The sequence below is a fragment of the Bradyrhizobium sp. UFLA01-814 genome, assembly GCF_046718885.1.
In the GTDB taxonomy this organism is placed as follows: Bacteria; Pseudomonadota; Alphaproteobacteria; order Rhizobiales; family Xanthobacteraceae; genus Bradyrhizobium; species Bradyrhizobium elkanii.
In genome coordinates, this window is record NZ_JAQOSR010000160.1 from 1 (window position 1) to 21108 (window position 21108).

Annotated in this window: 18 protein-coding genes and 2 pseudogenes; 19 read left to right on the top strand and 1 reads right to left on the bottom strand. The window is 64.5% G+C overall.

Going from position 1 to position 21108, the window contains the following annotated elements:
- Positions 1-295, bottom strand: a pseudogene (locus PMN64_RS34255) (AraC family transcriptional regulator); the annotation flags it as partial.
- Between the two features lie 12 nt (positions 296-307).
- Between PMN64_RS34255 and PMN64_RS34260 the strand changes: the two are divergent.
- The 19 genes and pseudogenes from PMN64_RS34260 to PMN64_RS34350 form a co-directional block, all read left to right on the top strand.
- Positions 308-613, top strand: a complete 306-nt coding sequence (locus PMN64_RS34260; RefSeq protein WP_411783892.1) for a hypothetical protein — start codon at positions 308-310, stop codon at positions 611-613.
- A gap of 405 nt (positions 614-1018) precedes the next feature.
- Positions 1019-1558, top strand: coding sequence for a hypothetical protein (locus PMN64_RS34265; RefSeq protein ID WP_028341223.1), 540 nt, complete (start codon positions 1019-1021; stop codon positions 1556-1558).
- A 21-nt stretch (positions 1559-1579) separates the two neighbouring features.
- Positions 1580-2572, top strand: a complete 993-nt coding sequence (locus PMN64_RS34270; RefSeq protein WP_411783893.1) for a formylglycine-generating enzyme family protein — start codon at positions 1580-1582, stop codon at positions 2570-2572.
- Between the two features lie 17 nt (positions 2573-2589).
- Complete coding sequence (locus PMN64_RS34275) at positions 2590-4233, top strand: arylsulfatase (RefSeq protein WP_411783894.1); 1644 nt, start codon at positions 2590-2592, stop codon at positions 4231-4233.
- 89 nt (positions 4234-4322) lie between these two features.
- On the top strand, positions 4323-5333 hold the full coding sequence (locus PMN64_RS34280; RefSeq protein ID WP_411783895.1) for an AAA family ATPase: 1011 nt from the start codon (positions 4323-4325) through the stop codon (positions 5331-5333).
- Between the two features lie 8 nt (positions 5334-5341).
- Positions 5342-6328 carry a DUF58 domain-containing protein gene (locus tag PMN64_RS34285; RefSeq protein ID WP_411783896.1) on the top strand — a complete coding sequence of 329 codons (987 nt, stop codon included), beginning with the start codon at positions 5342-5344 and terminating at the stop codon, positions 6326-6328.
- Positions 6321-6812, top strand: coding sequence for a DUF4381 domain-containing protein (locus PMN64_RS34290; protein ID WP_411783897.1), 492 nt, complete (start codon positions 6321-6323; stop codon positions 6810-6812). Before PMN64_RS34285 ends, PMN64_RS34290 begins: the two co-directional genes overlap by 8 nt.
- Entirely contained in the window at positions 6805-7803 is a 999-nt protein-coding gene (locus PMN64_RS34295; protein ID WP_411783898.1) for a VWA domain-containing protein, read from the top strand. The genes PMN64_RS34290 and PMN64_RS34295 overlap by 8 nt, the downstream gene beginning before the upstream one ends.
- Positions 7796-9316 carry a VWA domain-containing protein gene (locus tag PMN64_RS34300; protein ID WP_411783899.1) on the top strand — a complete coding sequence of 507 codons (1521 nt, stop codon included), beginning with the start codon at positions 7796-7798 and terminating at the stop codon, positions 9314-9316. Before PMN64_RS34295 ends, PMN64_RS34300 begins: the two co-directional genes overlap by 8 nt.
- Positions 9313-10707 (top strand): BatD family protein, encoded by a 1395-nt coding sequence (locus PMN64_RS34305; RefSeq protein ID WP_411783900.1) that lies wholly within the window; start codon positions 9313-9315, stop codon positions 10705-10707. Before PMN64_RS34300 ends, PMN64_RS34305 begins: the two co-directional genes overlap by 4 nt.
- 85 nt (positions 10708-10792) lie before the next feature.
- The gene (locus tag PMN64_RS34310; protein WP_411783901.1) at positions 10793-12460 is read left to right on the top strand and encodes an arylsulfatase; all 1668 of its coding nucleotides are present in this window, start codon (positions 10793-10795) and stop codon (positions 12458-12460) included.
- Positions 12461-12497: 37 nt separating this feature from the next.
- Positions 12498-13520 carry an HAD family hydrolase gene (locus PMN64_RS34315; RefSeq protein ID WP_411783902.1) on the top strand — a complete coding sequence of 341 codons (1023 nt, stop codon included), beginning with the start codon at positions 12498-12500 and terminating at the stop codon, positions 13518-13520.
- Positions 13517-13756, top strand: coding sequence for a DUF3302 domain-containing protein (locus tag PMN64_RS34320; RefSeq protein ID WP_411783903.1), 240 nt, complete (start codon positions 13517-13519; stop codon positions 13754-13756). The genes PMN64_RS34315 and PMN64_RS34320 overlap by 4 nt, the downstream gene beginning before the upstream one ends.
- Positions 13756-14697, top strand: coding sequence for an HlyD family secretion protein (locus PMN64_RS34325; protein WP_411783904.1), 942 nt, complete (start codon positions 13756-13758; stop codon positions 14695-14697). Before PMN64_RS34320 ends, PMN64_RS34325 begins: the two co-directional genes overlap by 1 nt.
- A gap of 19 nt (positions 14698-14716) precedes the next feature.
- Positions 14717-16183, top strand: coding sequence for a DUF1254 domain-containing protein (locus PMN64_RS34330; RefSeq protein WP_411783905.1), 1467 nt, complete (start codon positions 14717-14719; stop codon positions 16181-16183).
- A gap of 11 nt (positions 16184-16194) precedes the next feature.
- Complete coding sequence (locus PMN64_RS34335) at positions 16195-17229, top strand: DUF1214 domain-containing protein (RefSeq protein WP_411783906.1); 1035 nt, start codon at positions 16195-16197, stop codon at positions 17227-17229.
- Positions 17230-17299: 70 nt separating this feature from the next.
- Positions 17300-19729 (top strand): DUF1214 domain-containing protein, encoded by a 2430-nt coding sequence (locus tag PMN64_RS34340; protein WP_411783907.1) that lies wholly within the window; start codon positions 17300-17302, stop codon positions 19727-19729.
- A gap of 49 nt (positions 19730-19778) precedes the next feature.
- Positions 19779-20804, top strand: a complete 1026-nt coding sequence (locus tag PMN64_RS34345) for a transporter (protein ID WP_304496675.1) — start codon at positions 19779-19781, stop codon at positions 20802-20804.
- Between the two features lie 21 nt (positions 20805-20825).
- A pseudogene (locus tag PMN64_RS34350) lies at positions 20826-21108 on the top strand (adenylate/guanylate cyclase domain-containing protein); the annotation flags it as partial.

A 21108-nucleotide genomic window follows, 5' to 3' on the forward strand; every position in this document is an offset into this window, starting at 1 on the left:
CGATGATCGCGCGCTTCCAGAAGCTGGCCGACGTGTCCGACAAGGCGTCAGGATAGCGCGCGAGATGCGCGACGATCTGCGGTAGTTTGTCCGCGGCGCCCATGCCGATCATGGGGTCGGCGCGAAAGTGGTTCTTCGCTTGCCAGGTTTCGGCGTCGGCGAGCCGCGGCTCGCCGCCGAATATGTCGGGCAGCTCAGCCAGGTCGAAGCGGATGGCCGCGTAGGATGAAGCGCTGTGAAAGACCCCGTCATGCTCGACCGACGGAGGAATCACCAGCACATCGGCCGGCTGCATGTCGAACGCCCAATGCGTGACACGGTCGGTCGCGTTCAGCAGCATTCCGATGATCAGCTTGGGATCGGTCGAGATGCGCTGGGTGCGGACCCCGACATTGAACGCGCCGATGCTGAGCGAAAAGTCACCGATCCCGACGTGAGACAATGTGCCGCGCAGCTTGCCGCGCTCAAGCTGCATGACTTCGACATGCGAGCCTTTGACGGCATCGTGGAGACCCTCGAAGCCGTCAAGCTCGCCGGTGCTAACCGTCAGGTGCTGGCCCATATCCACGTTCACAACTGCAGCGCGATTAATCTACTAAAACCAAATGCTTGAAGTCGGTACAAAAAGTGCGGCCACGACAATGTGCCTAGATTGGTTCGATTCGCATGGCGAGATCGTGGTGTGGATTTGCATACGTGCGGATTTTCGCTTGTTTTTTCGAGAAAGCAACAATGCCGACCACATCGGATTGATCGAATTGGAGCATCTTTCGTTAAGCCTGCACGCCTCGGGGTTGAGATTGGCACAAAGTGCACATCACTTGTATAGTGCGTTCCGCTATCGTTTGAACTGACAGCAGAATTCGCTCGTGACAACGTCCAGTGGAACGGGAGTCGCGATCGAGAACCCTGTGCACGCAAGTGTGCACATGGATTAGCAACGGAGGAGAAAGGGAAGAAGGCCTGACGGATCAACGCTGCCGAAACGTGCAGCATAGAAAAATGGAAGGGCGCGACAATGCACTCAGGCACGACGCAATCATGCACGACGTTCGGCCACCGAGATCATAAGGCTCCGATCTTCAACAGGATTTTCCGTCTGGCGCTCGTTGGAGCAACCGCGATCATCGCGCAAGCCGGCCCGGCGTCGGCGGTCAGCATCGGCGCTTCCGCCTCATTGCCGATCATCAAACAGCAAGAAGGCAGCGGTAACGTTGTGCAGGTGCGTGCTGTCGCGCGCCGCGGTGGCGTTGCGGTCGGACCGCGCGGCGGTGCGGTCGCTTATCGTAGCCGGACGGTGGTGCGCCCGGGAGTTCGGCCCGGCTGGCACGGCGGTGGCACGCGCTGGGTCGGGCCCGGACCGCGGCCGGGAGGTTGGGCGCGGCCTGGCTGGTACGGCTGGCCGATCGGGGGCGCGGTCGCGGCCGGCGCGGCGATCGGTTTCGTCAGCGCGGCGAGCGCAGCCGCCTGGGCTGGACCGCCGCCGGCAGCGGGCATGTGCTGGTACTACACCGACCCGTCGCGAACACAGGGCTTCTGGGACTACTGCTCACGGTAATGCGCAAAGAGGTGCATCGCCATGTCCCGGGTAGAGATCGCCTCCGCTGAATCAGAGCGTGACGACCGCGTCCAGACCGACGACATGGTCTGGATTCCCGGGGGCACGTTCCGCATGGGCTCCGACCATCACTATCCCGAGGAGGCGCCGGCGCATCGCGCGTCAGTCGACGGCTTCTGGATCGACCGCACGCCCGTGACCAACGCTCAATTCCGCGAATTCGTGCGGGAGACCGGGCACATCACGGTCGCCGAGCGACCGCCGGACCCTGCGCAATATCCGGGTGCGCTGCCGCATATGCTCTACGCCGGCTCGCTGGTGTTTCAGCCGCCGCGCCGGGTCACCACCCTGCGCGACTGGAGCCAATGGTGGACCTTGATGAAGGGCGCGAACTGGCGCCGCCCCTACGGCCCGCGCAGCAACATCAACGTGCTCGGCAGCCATCCGGTCGTCCACGTCGCCTATGCCGATGCGCTCGCCTACGCCAAATGGGCCGGCAAGGAGCTTCCGACCGAAGCCGAGTGGGAGTTCGCGGCGCGTGGCGGGCTGGAGGCCGAGGAGTTCGCCTGGGGCAACGCCCTGACGCCCGGCGGCAAGCACATGGCCAACACATGGCAGGGCAATTTCCCTATTCAGAACCTCTGCGAGGACGGCTTCGACCGGACCTCGCCGGTGACCGCGTTTCCGCCGAATGGCTATGGCGTCCAGGACATGATCGGCAATGTCTGGGAGTGGACCGCCGACTGGTGGTCCACCCGTCATGAGGCCGACGCCGCGAAGCCCTGCTGCATCCCGCAGAATCCGCGCGGCGGCCGCGAGGAAGCGAGCTACGACCCCGCCCAGCCCGCGATCAAGATCCCGCGGAAGGTGCTGAAGGGCGGCTCGCATCTCTGTGCCCCGAACTATTGCCGCCGCTATCGCCCCGCCGCGCGGCATGCCGAACCGGTCGACACGTCCACCAGTCACGTCGGCTTCCGCTGCGTGGTGCGGCCTCGAACGTCTCAGCCAGCTTAAAGAGTAGGGAGCGACGAATGAGTGATGAAGCCGAATTGAAGAACAATGGGGCGGCCAAACTCAATGGTAATGGCCGTGGTACGTTACTTCGCACCTTGTTCGCGGCAGCGTTGGTCGCGACAAGCCTGTCGCCATTGGGCAGGTCGCCCGCGCTCGCGCAGCAGCCGGGCACGGCGAAGCCGAACATCCTCGTCATCTTCGGCGACGACATCGGCCAGTCCAACATCAGCGCCTATACGCGCGGCGTGGTGGGCTACAAGACGCCGAACATCGATCGCATCGCCAATGAAGGGATGATGTTCACGGACTATTACGCCGAGAACAGCTGCACCGCCGGCCGATCCACCTTCATCACCGGGCAGGCTTGCCTGCGCACCGGCCTCTGCAAGGTCGGCATTCCCGGCGCGACCGTCGGCCTGCAGGATCGCGACGTCACCATCGCACAGGCGCTGAAGCCGCTCGGTTACGCGACCGGTCAGTTCGGCAAGAACCATCTCGGCGACCGCGACGAATATCTGCCGACCAAGCACGGCTTCGACGAGTTCTTCGGCAATCTCTATCACCTCAATGCCGAGGAGGAGCCGGAGCGGCCGTATTACCCGAAGAACGACACCGCATTCACGAAGAGCAACACACCGCGCGGCGTGTTGAAGGCGTCCGCCGACGGAAAGATCGAAGATACGGGCCCGCTGAACCGGAAGCGGATGGAGACCGTCGACGACGAGACCACGGCGGCAGCCATCGATTTCATGCAACGTCAGGCGAAGGCGAACAAGCCGTTCTTCACTTGGATGAACACCACGCGCATGCATGTGTACACCCATGTCCGCCAGTCCATGCAAGGGCAGAGCGGCATGCCCGGCAACGAGTATGCCGACGGCATGATCGAGCACGACGGCGATGTCGGAAAGCTCCTGAAGGCACTGGACGATCTCGGGATCGCCAACAACACCATCGTCGTCTACACGACCGACAACGGCCCCAACCAGTGGTCCTGGCCGGACGCAGCGACAACTCCCTTCCGCAGTGAGAAGGACACCAACTGGGAAGGTGCATTTCGCGTGCCTGCGATGGTCCGTTGGCCCGGTCACATCAAGGCCGGTGAAGTTTCCAATGAAATGATGTCGGGGCTCGACTGGTTCCCGACGCTGCTGGCCGCCGCAGGCGATACCGACGTCAAGGACCGGCTGCTCAAGGGCGCTGATCTCGGCGGCAAGTCGTTCAAGGTGCACCTCGACGGCTACAACCAGCTGCCGTATCTGACCGGCCAACAGCCGAAGTCCGCGCGTAACGATTTCTACTACTTCAACGACGACGGCCAGGTCGTCGCGTACCGCTACAACGACTGGAAGCTCGTGTTCTGCGAACAGCGTGAGCCCGGCGGATTCATCGTCTGGGCGAATCCGTTCACCTGCCTGCGCGCGCCGAAAGTATTCAACCTGCGCATGGACCCCTTCGAACGCGCCGATGTGGTCTCCGACCAGTACTACGACTGGTTGGCCAAGAACGCCTATCTCATTCAATACGGCGTCTGGCGGGTCGCTCCGTTCCTGCAGACCTTCAAGGAGTATCCGCCGAGCCAGCGGTCGGCGAGCTTCAGCATCGACCAGATGGTCGATGCCCTGATGAAGACGCTGGACAAGCAACCAGGCGCAAAATAGCGCGGGCAACGCGCGGATCCGGCCGCCGCTTGCCGGCGGCCGGATCCTTTTCAGGGTCAGGCCACATGTCGGATCTTCGATCGAGTCAGTTGAAAGCCGCGACGGAGCAGGAAGGCGCAAAGAGCTCCGCGGCCCGCGATGCCGTGCTCGATCTCAAGGCACGCATCGGCAAGTCGGTGCTCGGGCAGGATCACCTGGTCGAGAGCATGCTGATCGGGTTGCTGGCGAACGGCAATCTCCTGATCGAAAGCCTGCCGGGGCTTGCCAAGACGCGGGCGGTGAAGACGCTGGCGAAGAACCTTGCCGCGGACCTGTCGCGCGTGCAGTTCACGCCGGACCTGCTGCCGTCGGACGTGACCGGTGCGGAAATCTACCTGCAGACCGAGAAGGGCGGCCAGTTTCAGTTCCAGAAGGGGCCGATCTTCGCCAACCTCGTGCTGGCGGACGAGATCAACCGCGCGCCGGCCAAGGTGCAGTCGGCGCTGCTGGAAGCGATGGAGGAACGTCAGGTCACCGTTGCCGGCAAGACCTACAAGATGCCTGACCTGTTCATGGTGCTCGCGACCGAGAATCCGATCGAGCAGGAAGGCACCTATCCGCTTCCCGAGGCGCAGCTCGACCGCTTCCTGATGCATGTCGTGATCACCTATCCCGACGAGGCGACGGAAGGCGAGATCATCAAGCTCAACCGCGCCGAGAATGTGCGGAAGCCGGAAGCAGGAGCCGCCGAGCCGCCGGCGGTGCCGCAGCAGGCGATCCTCGATGCGCGCGGCGAGCTCGACGGCATTTTCGTCTCCGACCTCGCACAGAAATACATCGTCGACCTGATCTATGCGACGCGGTTTCCCGGCCGCTATGGCGAACCCCTGAGCAAGTGGATCCAGATCGGCGCCAGCCCGCGCGGCAGCCTTGCCATCGACCGCTGCGCGCGGGCGCGCGCATGGCTCGACGGGCAGGACTTCGTCACGCCCGACCACATACGGGCCGTCATCCACGACTGCCTGCGGCACCGGCTGATCCTGAGCTACGAGGCCGTATCGCAGGGCATCAGCCCCGACCAGGTGATCGACAAGATCACCGAGCTTGTCGCTGCAGCGTGAGGGCCGTGATGACGGAGACATCAGCCAGAACGCCCGGTGTCTACGTCAGTCTCGACGATCTGATCGCGCTCGAATTCAGGGATCGCAGGGTTTCGTTCCTGCCGCGCCAGCCGGTGCATAGTCTGCTGTCGGGCCGGTTCGCCTCGCGCATGCGCGGCCGCGGGCTGAACTTCGAGGAGATCAGGGACTATCGCCCGGGCGACGATGTCCGCGAGATCGACTGGAAGGTCACCGCGCGGCTGCAGAAGCCGCATGTGCGCGTCTTCAACGAGGAGCGCGACCGCCAGGCCCTGCTCGTGGTCGATCAGCGGCTGTCGATGTTCTTTGGCAGCCGGCGCGCCATGAAGTCGGTCACCGCGGCCGAGACCGCCGCGATCGGCGCCTGGCGTGTGCTCGGCGTCGGCGACCGGATCGGCGCGATCGTGTTCAATGACAGCGATGTGGTCGAGCTGGCGGCGCGGCGCAGCCGGGCGACGGTGTTGCAGATATTGTCCACCATCGTCGCGCAGAACCAGGCGCTCGGCGTCGGCCGCGGCATCGTTCCGGCGTCAGGCATGCTCAACCGGGCGCTCGAACATGCCGAGCGGCGGACGATGCACGACGCCACCGTGATCCTGATCAGCGATTTCGATGGCGCCGATACCGCGACGCGCCGGATGATCGGGGCGATCGCCCGGCATAACAACGTGGTCGCGGTGCTGGTCCACGATCCCTTGCAAAGCGATTTGTCGGCCTCGAGCTGGATGACCGTCACCGATGGCGAGCTGCAGATTCAGCTCGAAGTCGGCCGCGAGAGTGTCCGCAAAAGTATCGCGCAGGCGTCGCAGGAGCGGCTGCGCGGCGTATTCGCGTGGACGCGCGAGCTCGGCATTCCGGTGCTGCCGCTGAGCACGGCCGAGGAAACGGCGCCGCAACTCCGGCGTCTCTTGGGCGGGCTGCCGGCCCGGCACGGACGCGGTGGCAGTCACACCAGGGCGGAGGCGGCTCTTGGCTGACACCCAACCCGGCATTGCGGATCCCGTCGCGGGCCTGATCGATATCCCGCTGCCGCCGTCGGTGAGCCTGCTTCCGGCGACATGGGCGTCGCGGATCGTGATCGTGCTGGTTGCCGCGGGGGTCGCCGTTGCGGCGTGGCGCCTGCTGCGGCGTTTCCGCGCCAACCGCTATCGGCGTGCGGCGCTCGCGGAGCTTGACTGGTTGCTGCAGACACAAGGCGGCGTCCCGGAGGGAATGGCCGCGAGCCTCGCGCTGCTGGTGCGGCAGACTGCGCTCGATGCGTTTCCGCGCGAAACCATCGCGCCGCTTGCCGGCGCGGGCTGGCTTGCGTTCCTCGACCGCAGCTATGGCGGGGATGAATTCTCGCAAGGCGCCGGACGGCTGCTCGCGACCGCGCCGTACGGGCGGACGACGGCGGATGCCGGCGATCTAACGGCGCTGCAGGATCTGGTGCGGCGCTGGATCAGGGGACACCATGTTTGAGTTCGCATGGCCCTGGATGCTCGCACTGCTGCCGCTGCCGATCCTGGCGTGGTGGCTGTTGCCGCCGTATCGCGCGCGGCAGGCCTCCGTGATGGTGCCGTTCTTCGACCGCCTTGCGGCGGCAACCGGACAGACCCCGCAGCGCGGCGCCGTCGTTTTGCAGCGGCGGCGCATCCAGATGGTGACGGCGGCGTTGATCTGGGCGCTGGTCGTCGCGGCGCTGGCGCGGCCGCAATGGGTCGGCGATCCCGTCACCCGCGAGGTTTCGGCGCGCGATCTGATGCTCGCGATCGACATCTCCGGCTCGATGGAGCAGCGCGATTTCCGCGGCAGCGATGGCGCGATGCTGACGCGGCTCGACGGCGTCAAGCGCGTGGTCACAAATTTCATCGCGCACCGGCACGGCGACCGCGTCGCGCTGGTGCTGTTCGGCACCAGGCCCTATGTGCAAGTGCCGTTCACGCAGGATCTGCAGACCGCGACCGCGCTGCTGGCGCAGACCGAGGTCGGCATGGCCGGACAGCAGACCGCGATCGGCGACACCATCGGGCTTGCGATCAAGACCTTCGAGGCAAGCAAGGCGCGCGAGAAGCTTCTCGTCCTGCTCACCGATGGCAACGATACGGCAAGCCGCGTCCCTCCGGAGCATGCCGCAGACATCGCACGCCAGAACGGCGTCGTGATCGACACGATCGGCGTCGGTGATCCGGCCGCGACCGGCGAGAACCGCGTCGATCTCGGCGTCCTGCGGTCGGTCGCCGCCACGACGGGCGGCCATTTCTACCGGGCCGAGGACGGTGCGCAGCTGCAGGCGATCTACGCGGACATCGACCGTCTCGCGCCGGCCAAGCTCGATACGCTGTCATGGCGGCCGAAGCAGCCGCTGTTCCAGTGGCCGCTCGGCGCCGCCGTGGTGCTGTCGCTGCTGCTGTGGCTCGGCCTTTCGCTGGAAAGCGGGCTGGGACGAAGGAGAGCGCTCGGCCATGCATGACGCGGCCGCGATCCCGTTCCATCTGCTGCGGCCGCTGTGGCTGCTGGCGCTGATTCCTGTCGCTGCCGTCTTCGCGTGGGTGCGGTGGCGGCAGAGCCCGCAGGCGCAATGGGGCGGGGTGATCGCGCCGCATCTGCTCAACCATCTCATCGTGCAACCGGGTGCGGGACGCGGCGTCAGCCCGCTCTATCTGGTCGCCGCCGCGATGTCGCTCGGCATCGTCGCGTTGTCGGGTCCGACCTGGCGGCGCGAGCTGCCGGCCTTCGTCGAGGACAAGGCGCCGCTGATGATCGCGCTGTCGCTCGATGCAACGATGGGGCAGAGCGACGTCGCGCCGACGCGGCTCGAACGCGCCAAGCAGAAGATCAGGGATCTGCTTGCGGCGCGCGCCGGCGCGCGCACGGGGCTGATCGCCTACGCGGGCACCGCGCATCTGGTGATGCCGCTGACCGACGATCGCGCCGTCATCGAACCCTTCCTCGCCGCGCTTGGCCCGGGCCTGATGCCGTCGGCCGGGAAGAACGCGGTCGCGGCGGCGGCGCTCGCCGCGGAGGCGCTCGCGACCGAAACGGTGCCCGGCACGATCCTGCTCGTCGCCGACGATCCCGGTGAGGAGGAAGCCGCGGCTCGTCAGTCTGCCGGACGGAACGGCCTGGTCAAGCTGAGCGTCACGCCGAACAAGGGCGAAAGGTTCGCACTCGGTTCGGACGTCGTCCAGGTCAGCATCGACGACGCCGACATCGCGGCGCTCGAGCGCCGGATCGAAACCCGCTATCAGGCCGCGCAAGGTGACGCGTTCGGTACGCAATGGCGCGATGAGGGCTTTTGGCTGCTGCTGCCGATTGCACTGCTCAGCCTGCTCTGGTTCCGGCGCGGCACGACGGTGGCCTGGGTTGTCGTCTTCGCCTGTCTGTCGCACGTGTCGTCCGCGAGGGCGGAGGAGCCGCGCCGTTTTGCCGACCTGTGGCTGACGCCGGATCAGCAAGGACGCATCGCCTTCGATCGCGGCGACTATGCGACCGCGGCCAAGCGCTTCTCCGATCCGATGTGGCGCGGTATCGCCGCCTATCGGGCGTTCGACTTCCTGACGGCCGCGCAGGAATTCGCCCATGTCGATACGCTCGAGGGACGCTTCGCGCTGGGCAACGCCCAGGCGCAGAACCACGCCTATGAGAAGGCGATCGCCGCCTATGACGAAGTCCTGAAGATCGCGCCCGGCCATGTCGCCGCGACGACCAACCGTGCCATCGTGGTGGCGGCGCTGAAGGCGAAGGAGGAGAAGCGAAAGAAGCAGGAGCAGGACGACAGCGCGCCGCCGGACGAGAAGGCCGACGAGATGCGGGTCGACCCGACCCAGAAGGGCGGCAAGCGGATCGAGGTGAAGCCGACGGATCTCACCACGGCCGGCGCCGCCGAAGCCTGGATGCGTCAGGTCCAGACCACGCCGGCTGACTTCCTCAAGCTGAAATTCGCGATCCAGGACGCGACGCGGCCGGCGGGGGCGAAGCCATGAGGCACCTGCTCGCCGCCGTAGCCCTGATGCTCGGATTGCTCATACCCTGCGCGGCGCGGGCCCAGCAAAACGCGCCGGAGCCGATCCTGCGGGTGACGATCGATCCGCCGCGCGTCCTGGTGGGGCAGGCGGCCACGCTGCGGATCGACGTGCTGGCGCCGAATTACATGACGGCGCCCCCCGAGCTGCCCGACTTCCAGGTCCGCAACGCCGTGACCCGCCAGTTGCGGAGCGTCAACGAGAACGAGCAGCGGGACGGCGTCAGCTATGCCGGCGTCCGGTTCGAATTTGCCATCCATCCGCAGGAGCCGGGCAGCTACGCGATCGCCGGTCAGACGATCACCATCAAATACGCCGCCGAGCCGCCGGCGACGCGCGAGGCCACGCTCGCGCTGCCGCCGATCGCATTTGAGGCCTTCATCCCGGAGGCGGCCTCCGCCCTGCAGCCGTTCCTGGCCGCGCGCAATCTGTCGATCGAGCAGACCGTCAACCGTTCGTCGGATCAGCTCAAGACCGGGGATGCCGTGACGCGGACCGTGACCATCAAGGCCGAAGGCATTCCGGCGATGCTGCTGCCGCCGGTGAAATTCGCCGCGTTCGAGGGACTCAAGCTCTACCCTGCGCAGCCGTCGCTCCAGGACAAGACCGACGGGCGCACCGATGTGCTGTCCTCGGCGCGTGTCGACAGCGGCGTCTACATGCTCGAGAAGGCCGGCGACTATGTGCTGCCGCCGATCGACCTGCGCTGGTGGAACATCGACGCGCAAAGCATCGATGTGGCGCATCTCGACCCGGTGACGCTGCGCGTGGAGACGAACCCGGCAGCCGGCGCTGCCTCGTCAATCGGCACGTCCAGCGCACGTTGGTCATGGGGCGCGCTGCGCGATGTCATCGCCGATCGCTGGAAGTCGGCCGTAGTCGTGTTGCTGGCGCTAGCCGGGCTCGGCTGGCTGATGCCGCGGACGATACGCGCGATCGCGGCGCGTCTTCGCCGGCATCGCGAGGCCTATCTGCGCTCGGAAGCGTTCGCCTTCAGGGAGCTGCGGCACGCCGTGCGCCATGGCGACGCCAAGGCGGTTTACTTCGCGCTGCTCGACTGGCTGCAGCGGTTCGAGCCGGTCGCGCCGCAGCACACGGTCGAGGCGTTCAAGGCCGTCGCCCATGATGCCGCGCTCGATGACGAGATCGGCGCCGTCGAGCGCGAGCTGTTCGCACCGTCGCCCGGCGCGGCGCGCTGGTCACCGCGCCGGCTGCTGCGCCAGGTCGGTGGCGCCCGGCGCAACTTGCGTCGGCGCGCGAGACGCCGCGAAGACACGCGCTTACTTCAGAACCTGAATCCGGTCGGGCCTTCCTCCACCACGTCCTTTGGTCGACCAAAGCCCGCCAGATGAACGAAGCACATTGAGACTGATCGAGCAGAACGCATGATTCGTAGTCACCAGAGCGAGCAACCCTTGAGTAACTAAGGAGTGTCGAATGAAGAGTGAGACGAAGAAACATGACGCCGGCGCCAATTCCGATTGCGGTGCCTCGACCATCGATCGCCGGGCCGTGCTGCTCGGCACGTCATCGCTTGCCGCCACTGCGGCGCTGACGTCGCAGGCTCTCGCGCAGGCCCAGAAGGCCGCGCCCGCCGCGGCGCCGGCCGGTGGCCGCAAGCCAAACATCCTCGTCATCTTCGGCGACGACATCGGCATCCCGCAGATCAGCGCCTACACCATGGGCATGATGGGATATCGTACGCCCAATATCGACCGGATCGCGCGCGAGGGCGCCATCTTCACCGACGCCTACGGTCAGCAAAGCTGCACCGCCGGCCGCGCCTCCTTCATCCTCGGTCAGGAGCCGTTTCGCACCGGCCTTCTCACCATCGGCATGCCGGGCGATCCCCACGGCATCCAGGACTGGATGCCGACCATCGCCGACGCCATGAAGACCCAGGGCTATGCCACCGGCCAGTTCGGCAAGAACCACCTCGGCGACCGCGATGAGCATCTGCCGACCAAGCACGGCTTCGACGAGTTCTTCGGCAACCTTTATCATCTCAACGCCGAGGAGGAGCCGGAAGGCTATTTCTATCCGAAGGATCCGAATTTCCGTAAGCAGTTCGGCCCGCGCGGCGTGATCAAATCGTCCGCGGATGGAAAGATCGAGGACACGGGTCCGCTGAACACCGCGCGCATGCCCACCGTGGACGAAGAATTTCTCGGCGCTGCCAAGGATTTCATCGGCCGTCAGGCCAAGGCGGACAAGCCGTTCTTCGTCTGGTTCAACTCGACGCGCATGCACGTCTTCACGCATCTGAAGCAGGCGTCTCTCGGCAAGACCGGCAAGGGTATCCATGCGGACGGTATGGTGGAGCATGACGGAATGGTCGGCGAATTGCTCAAGCAACTCGACGATCTCGGCATCGCCGACAATACGATCGTCCTCTACACCACGGACAATGGCGCGGAGATCGCGCTGTGGCCCGACGGCGCGATGACCCCATTCCACGGCGAGAAGGGCACGACCTGGGAAGGCGGCATGCGCATTCCGATGATGGTGCGATGGCCGGGCGTGGTGAAGCCCGGCACCGAGTACAACGAGATCATCTCGCTGATCGACTGGTTCCCGACGCTTTGCGCCGCGGCGGGGATGAATGACGTCAAGGAGAAGATGAAGACCGGATTTGCCGGCGCGGGCGGCAAGACCTTCAAGGTTCATCTCGACGGCTACAACTTCATGCCGTTCTTCAAGGGAGACGCAAAGGAGCCGCCGCGCGACTCGATCTACTACTTCGACCAGGGCGGCAATCTCAACGCGATCCGGTGGAACGACTGGAAGCTGAGCTTTGCCTCGTCGAAGGGAAACATCGCAACCGGCACACGCGAGGTCACGGCGTGGTCGCTGATCACCAATCTGCGCATGGATCCCTACGAGCGCGGACTGGAGGAGGGCGGCGAGGCGATAAAATTCCTCGCCCAGAACATGTGGCTGATCGTGCCTGTGCAGGGAAAGGTCAAGGAATTCTTCGCCGATTTTGACCAGTTCCCTTATCAGGAAGGCAGCTCGCTCAACGCGGCCGGCATCAACTATGGCTTGCTCCGGCAGCAGGCCGCCCTGAAGCGACTGAGCGACATCGAACGCTTGAAGCCGCAGTGATGCAGGAAGAGCAACGGACGGAAATAGGGAAAGTGCGATGATGGTTCGGCTTGCCGCTGTGCTGCTTGCGTGGCTTGTAGCCATCTCCGTTGCGGTGGCGCAGCCGGCGGATCCCTTGCCATCCTGGAAAGAAGGCGCGGCGAAATCGGCGATTGTCGATTTCGTCGCGCGCGTCACGACGCTGGGCGGGCGCGACTTCGTGCCGCCCGCCCAGCGGATCGCGACGTTCGACAATGACGGCACGCTGTGGACCGAGCAGCCGTTCTATTTTCAGCTCGCCTTTGCGTTCGACCGCGTCAAGGCGATGGCGCCGGAGCACCCGGACTGGAAGACGCGGCAACCGTTCAAGGCGCTTCTCGAAAAGGACACCAAGGCGCTGGCCGCGAGCGGCGAGAAGGGCCTCTTGCAGATCGTGGCGGCGACGCATGCCGGCATCACCACGGATGCGTTCGCGCAGTCCGTCCGCGAATGGCTCGCGACCGCCAGGCATCCGCGCTTCAACCGGCCGTATGACAGCCTGGTCTACCAGCCGATGCTGGAGCTGCTGGCCGATCTCAGGGCCAGCGGCTTCAAGACCTTCGTCGTTTCCGGCGGCGGGGTCGAGTTCATGCGGCCGTGGATGGAGAAGGTTTACGGCATCCCGCCGGAGCAGGTGGTCGGCTCGTCCGGCGTGGTCAAATTCCAGATCGGCCCCGACGGCAAGCCGGTCCTGATGAAGGAGGCCAAGGTCGAGTTCATCGATGACGGTCCGGGCAAGCCGGTCGGTATCAACCGCTTCATCGGCCGCCGGCCGATCTTCGCGTTCGGCAACTCCGACGGCGACCTGCAGATGCTGCGATGGACCTTGGCGGGATCGGGCGCGCGCTTCGCCGGCATCGTGCACCACACCGACGAGGTTCGCGAATACGCCTACGACCGTCAATCCAAGATCGGCGAGCTCGACAAGGCGCTCGACGCGGCCGCCGCAGGCGGCTGGACCGTGGTCGACATGAAGCAGGACTGGAAGGAAATCTTCCCGTCCTTAACCACAACCGGCGGTGCGAAGGAGACGAAGCCATGAGCGGCTACGACATCTTTGCCTGGATCGTGCTGGTCATCCTGCTGGCCAGCGCGATCGGGGTATTGTGCATCGCCGGCTGGCTGCCCGGGCATATCGCGAAGTCGCGCAACCATCCCTACGCGCAGGCCGTGACGGTGGCCGGCTGGGTCACGCTGCTGTTCGGCTTCGCGCTGTGGCCGATCGCGCTGATCTGGGCCTATGTCGACGTGCCCCAACGCAAGAGTGGAGCGGTGTGATGGGCGTCGCGATCATCAACACCTATCTGGTGCTGCTGTTCCTGCTGGTGCATTTCAAGATCGTGCGCTTCAACCTGTTCTGGAAGCTGTCGCCGTTCATCGTGCTGGTCCTGGTGCTGTTCGGTCTCCTGGTCCCGATGAACTGGGGCGCGCCGCAGGGTTCGGCGCTGGTGGTGCGTAATGCGGTGTCGATCGTGCCCGACGTCGCGGGCGAGGTGACCGAGGTGCCCGTCGTCGCCAACACCGCGCTGAAGGCGGGTGACGTCCTGTTCAAGATCGATCCGACGCCCTACGATGCGCAGGTCAAGGCGATCACGGCGCAGCTCAAGCTGTCGAAGACGCGGCTTGCGCAGATGACGACGCTGTACGAGCGCGACGCGGGGCGTGGCTTCGACGTCGAGCAGCGGCAGTCGGAAGTCGATCAGCTCAGCGGCCAGCTCGAGGCGGCGCAGTGGAATTTGGACAAGACGGTGGTGAAGGCGCCGGCCGACGGCTACGTCACCAACCTAGCGCTACGCAAGGGCGCGCGGGTAACCAATCTGTCGCTGTCGCCGGTAATGGCGTTCATCGATACCTCGAACACGATCATCGGCGTCGAGATCAACCAGATCGATGCCCGCTACGTCGCGCCGGGGCAGGAGGTCGAGGTCACCTTCAAGTTCGCGCCCGGGCAGATCTATTCCGGCAAGGTCGAAAGCGTGCTGCAGGCGATTGCGACAGGCCAGACCCAGACCTCCGGCACCGCCGTGGCGCCGAAAGCGATCGAGGCGGCACCTTTCGTCGTGCGTGTGAAGCTCGACGATGCTGCCTTCGCTAATCGGTTGCCTGCGGGCAGCGCCGGGACGGCGGCAATCTATACGGAGCATCTGAAGCCGACGCATGTCGTCCGTCGCGTGCTGCTGCGGCAAGTTGCGATCATCAATTATGTCAATCCGTTTTGAGCGAAGGGGCACGAGATAGATGAGGAGATCATCTGCTGAAGACGAAGCATCACCGCGGCGCGGCGGGCGAGGGACCGTGAGCCGGCGGCAGACGCTGCTCGGCGCTGCCGCGCTCCTGACCAGCGGGTTGCTGACGCCATCACGTGGCTGGGCTCAATCCGTGTCGGCGGATGATGCGCGGGCAATCGCCAAGGATGCCTACATCTACGGCTTCCCGCTCGTCGACAGCTATCGGGTGCAATACTCCTACTTCGTCGATCGTGGCGGTGCCGAATACAAGGCGCCGTGGAACACGATCTTCAACAACGCGCGGGTCTACACGCCCGACGACAAGGCGATCCAGACCCCCAATTCGGACACGCCGTATTCCTATGTCGGTGCGGACCTGCGTGCCGAGCCCATCGTGTTCACGGTGCCGGCCGTCGAGAAGGGCCGCTACTATTCGCTGCAATTCATCGACATGTACACGTTCGACTTCGCCTATGTCGGCAGCCGCGCCACCGGCAATGGCGCAGGGAGCTACCTGCTGGCGGGGCCGACCTGGAAGGGCCAAAAGCCGAAGGGGATCAGGAAGGTCATTCGCTGCGAGACCCAGTTTGCCTTCGTGCTTTATCGCACCCAGCTCTTCAACCCCGGCGACATCGAAAATGTGAAGAAGATTCAGGCCGGCTACAAGGTCGAGAGGTTGTCGCAGTTTCTCGGCAAGCCGGCGCCCGCGGCTGCGCCCGAGGTCGCATTCGTCAAGCCGATCACTGCCGAGCAGGAGCGCAACTCGCTCGAATTCTTCGGCATCCTCAACTTCCTCCTCCAGTTCTGCCCGACCCATCCGAGCGAGAGGGCGCTGATGGCGCGCTTTGCCAGGGTCGGGATCGGCGCGGGGAAACCGTTTGATGCCAATTCGCTGTCGCCGGAGACACGCAAGGCCTTGCAGGACGGTATGGCCGATGCCTGGAAGGCTTTTGCCGAGTTCAAGGAGACGAAGATCGATACCGGGAAATCATCGAGCGCAGACGGGTTCGGGACGCGGGAGTATCTGAAGAACGACTACATGCAGCGGATGTCGGCGGCGGTGCTTGGGATCTATGGAAATTCGAAGCAAGAGGCAATGTATCCCGCTTACTTCGTCGATGCTGCCAAGCGGAAGCTCGACGGTGCCAATCGCTACACGATGCGCTTTGCGCCGGGTCAGCTGCCGCCGGTCAACGCGTTCTGGTCGCTCACGATGTACCAGCTGCCGGCGAGCCTGCTCTATGCCAACTCGCTCAACCGCTATTTGATCAATTCGCCGATGTTGTCGAACCTGAAGCGCGATGCCGACGGCGGGATCACGCTCTATATCCAGAACGAGCCGCCGGGCCAGGACAAGGAAGCCAACTGGCTGCCGGCCCCGAAGGGACCGTTCTTCGCGGCAATGCGCCTGTATTGGCCGAAGCCCGCGGCGCTCTCCGGCCAATGGAAGGCGCCGCCGATGCAGCAGATTTCGTAGGGGACTGACAGATGACGATCAGAGAAATTGCTTTTGGCTTGGTAACTTTCGCAGTGATCACGAACGCTCAGGCGCAGTCGCCTGCCGGCGGTGCTGTGCCGGTCACGGTCGACAATTTCGCCCGTGCCGAATCCGATCTCTACTTCGGCAACAACGTCAAGGATACCGGCGGGACCGGCAAGCTCTTCCATCACCGCGAGCCGATGTCGATCGACAAGCAGGTGGTGATCCGGGCGAATCGCGATACGCTTTACTCCTCCGGCGTGTTCGACCTCGACGCCGGGCCGGTGACCCTCACGCTGCCGGGTGCCGGCAAGCGCTTTCGTTCGTTGATGGCGGTCAACGAGGATCACTATGTGGTCGGCAATGTCGAATATCGCGCGGGCAGTTTCACCTACGACAGGGCGAAGGCCGGCACGCGTTATATTCTGCTCGCGTTGCGGACGCTGGTCGATCCCAATGATCCAAAGGACGTGGCTCAGGTTCATGCGCTGCAAGACGCCATCAAGGTCAGCCAGAAGGGTCCCGGCAAGTTCGAGGTGCCGAACTGGGACCAGGCCAGCCAGAAGAGTATCCGTGACGCGCTTCTGGTGTTGAACGATCATACCGGCGGCTTCGCCCACGCGTTCGGAGCCAAGGGCCAGGTCGATCCGGTGAGGCATTTGATCGGCACCGCCGCCGGCTGGGGCGGCAATCCCGACAAGGACGCGTCCTATCTCAGCATCACGCCGGCCCGGAACGACGGCACGACGGTCTACAAGCTGACCGTCAGGGACGTGCCGGTCGACGCATTCTGGTCGATCAGCGTGTACGACGCGAAGGGATATTTCGAGAAGAATCCCTACGACGCGTATACGCTGAACAACATCACGGCAAAGAAATCCGCCGATGGTTCGATCGCAATCCAGTTCGGCGGTTGCGATGGCAAGATCCCGAACTGCCTGCCGGTCATGAAGGGCTGGAATTACACGGTCCGGCTCTATCGGCCGCGCCCGGAGATCCTGAACGGGAAGTGGAAATTCCCGAAGGCGCAGGCGGCGAGCTGAGTGCGATGAAACAACTTGTCCAGGCTTTGACGGTCGCATCGGCCATTAGTGCATTTCGAAAGAGGTAGAGATGATTGCGCAGCGGACCATGATCCTGTTCTCGATCGCGCTGCTATCCGGGACGATTGCAACCACGCCCGTGAGGGCGGCGGAGCCTGCTGCATCCGCTGCGGGGCTTGCAGGCGACGTCGTGCAGCGGCGCGCGTTCGAAGCCGTCGTCTGGGGCATGCCCGCCGTCAATACCGACCTGATGCTGCAGCAGGCGAAGACCAGGGTCGGCCTGAAGGACAACCAGATCGTCTACTGGTCGCGGCTGCCGAGCTGGAAGAACCAGACGCTGACGCCGAATCCCGACGCGGTCTATCTGATGGCGTTCTTCAACACCGCTCAGGCCGGTCCAATGGTGCTGGAGGTTCCGCCGGCCGGGGAGGAGTCGATCACCGGCAACATCGACACGGTCTGGCAGGTCGCGCTGGAAGATGCCGGACCATCCGGTGCCGACAAGGGGAAGGGCGGCAAGTACCTGATTCTGCCGCCTGGCTATTCGCAGACGCCTCCCGACGGCTATATTCCCCTGCGATCCGATACGTCCTCCGGCTACGCGCTGCTGCGCTCCACGCCCAAAAGCGGCAGTGACGCCGACGTCGCCAAGGCTGTGGCTTACGGCCGCCAAATCAAGCTCTACCCGCTCTCGCGCGCCGACAACCCTCCGGAGACGACGTTCGTGGATGCGGTCGACGTCGTGTTCGATTCCACGATCCCCTACGATATCCGTTTCTTCGGGGCCCTCAACCGCATCGTTCAGTCCGAACCCTGGCTTGAGCGCGACAGGGCCATGATCGATCAGCTGCGTTCGATCGGCATCGAAAAGGGCAAGCCATTCAACCCCGATGCCGCGATGCGCAACCGCCTCGAAGCCGGGGCGCGTGATGCTCATGCCTGGCTCGAGTACAAATACACCACGGCTTTCGCGCCCTACAATGAAGGCCACCGCTGGGGCGTTCCGGCGGCGCCTGAGGTCATCCAGGGCCAGTCGGATTCCTACGCCAGGCGCGACAGTTATCCGGTCGATGCGCGGGGGCTGACCTATTCCTACGGCTTTGTCGGCATCAAGCGGTTGGGCGCGGGACAATTCTATCTGATGACGATCGCCGACAAGACGGGCAATGCCCTTTCCGGCGCGAGCCAGTATCGCTTGACCGTGCCGGCAAACGCACCGGTCGCGCAATATTGGTCCGCGACCGCCTACGACCGTGCGACGCATGCCTTCATCCGGGATATGCCGCGTTTCAGCCGGTCGTCGCAGAATCCCGAACTGCAGAAGAACGCCGATGGCTCGGTCGATGTCTATTTCGGCCCGGCAGCTCCCGCGGGTAAGGAAACGAACTGGATACCGACGCGCGCCGGCGGAGAGTTCGAGGTCCTGTTCCGCCTCTATGGCCCGCAGAAGCCGCTGTTCGACAAGAGCTGGGTGCTGCCGGACATCGAGCGCGTCGCGGCAGGGACGGGGCCGGCGTCGCCGACCGTCGGGGCGGTAGCCGCCACGACCGATACGGTCCCGGTGACCGCCGATAACTTCGTCCGCGCCGAAACCGACCTCTACTTCGGCGGGGTGGTGAAGAAGGACGGCTTCGGCAAGTTCGAGCACAACCGCGAAGCCTTGCCGATCGACAAGCAGACGGTGATCCGGACCAACAGGGACACGCTCTATTCCGGCGCGGTGTTCGATCTCGATGCAGGGCCGGTGACGATCACGCTGCCGGACGCCGGCAAGCGCTTCATGTCGATGCAGGTCATCGACGAGGACCAGTACACGCCTGAGGTCATCTACCGGTCCGGCCGGTACACGTTCAGCAAGGACAAGATCGGCACCCGCTATGTGGTGATGGCGGTGCGCATCCTGGTTGATCCGAACAATCCGAAGGATGTCGAACAGGTCCACGCGCTGCAGGATGCGATCAGGGTCAGCCAGAGGAGTGCCGGCAAATTCGAGGTGCCGAACTTCGATCCGGCCGGCCAGAAGAAGGTTCGCGAGGCGCTGCTTGCGCTGGCGTCGACGCTGCCCGACACCAAGGGGATGTTCGGCGCGCGGGGCAAGGTTGATCCGGTGCGGCGGCTGATCGGGGCGGCGTCGGCGTGGGGTGGTAATCCCGAAAAGGATGCGCTCTATCTCAACGTCACGCCCGCGAAGAACGACGGCACGGCGATCTATCGGCTCGACGTCAAGGACGTGCCGGTCGACGGCTTCTGGTCGATCAGCCTCTACAACAAGGAAGGCTATTTCCAGGCCAATCCCTATGACGCTTACTCGCTCAACAGCATCACCGCGAAGCGGAATGCCGACGGCGCAGTGACGGTGCAGTTCGGAGGCTGCGATGGGAAGATTGCCAATTGCCTGCCAACCATGGCGGACTGGAATTACATGGTGCGGCTCTACCGGCCGCGGCCGGAGATCCTGAACGGGAAGTGGAAATTCCCGGAGGCGCAGGCGGTGAACTGAAGCGCCCGCGAATCCGCTATGATGTCTTGAACGAAATGGGGAGCTCGGGATGAAGACAGTCAAGAATCACAAGCGCGCCGTTCTCGGCATCGTTGGCGCAATCGCGCTGTCGACGATGCCGCGCACAGCCTTGGCCGACGCCGGTGGATTGAGCTTCTGGCTGCCCGGCGCGTTCGCCAGCCTGACCGCAGCACCGGCGGTGCCCGGCTGGGCGTATGAGACGATCTACATTCATCTCGACACAAGCGCCAACGCGGGAAAGAATTTTGTCATCGGCAACCGCGTGCCGGGGTCCGTCGTCGCCGGCCTCAACGCGCATGCGGACGTTCTCATCGAAGGGTTCACCTATACCTGGGCTCAGTCGGTCCTCGGGGGCCAGGCGGCCGTAACCTTCCTTACCGCGCCGGGAAATATCGGCGTCGGCGTAGACGCCACGCTGACGGGGCCGCGGGGCAATACGGTCTCGGGCGTCGCAACCGACAACCGCAACACGGTCTCCGATGTCTTCTACCAGGGTACCCTGAAATGGAATCAGGGTGTCAACAACGAGATGTTCTACATCTTCGGCAACATCCCGAGCGGGACCTATGACAGCAGTCGCCTCGCCAATCTCAGCTTCGGATTCACCGCGATCGACGTCGGCGGTGCCTATACCTATCTCAATCCTGAATCCGGCCAGGAGTTCTCGGTGCTGGCGGGCGTCACCTACAATGGAATGAACAAGGATCTGCAGTACCAGAACGGCATCGACTTCCACGTCGACTGGGGACTCTCGAAGTTCGTCGCCAAGAATGTGCATGTCGGTGTCGCCGGCTACTATTTCCAGCAGCTCACCGGAGACAGCGGTGCCGGCGCCAAGCTCGGCGATTTCAAGGGACGCGTTGCCGGCATCGGCCCGCAGGTCGGATTCATCTTTCCGGTGGCCGACGGCTATCAGGGCTATCTGAACGTCCGAGGCTACAAGGATTTCGCCGCCGAGAACCGGCCGGAGGGATGGACGGCGTGGGTGACGTTCCAGCTCTCGCCGGCCGCGCCGGCTGCGACACCGACCAAGCCGATCGTGCGCAAATATTAGCGGAGGCGAACGACGAGTTCGATGAGTGATGCGCGCGAGACCGGCCGGGGGCCGGTTCGTATCGGCTTCCGCACCTCGATCATCACGGTGGTCATCGCCGCGGTGCTGGTGGTCGGACTGACGCTGGTCTATCTCAGCTTCAGGCGGGTCTCGTCGATCACCCAGATGGCTGCGAGCACCTTCATCGACAAGGTGGGGCAGATCGGCGCCGATCGCATCGACGCGCAGTTCAAGAATGTGCGCGACAGCCTCGAGATCCTGGCAGGCCTGCCGGCCATCCAGGAGGCCGACGTCGCCGATAATG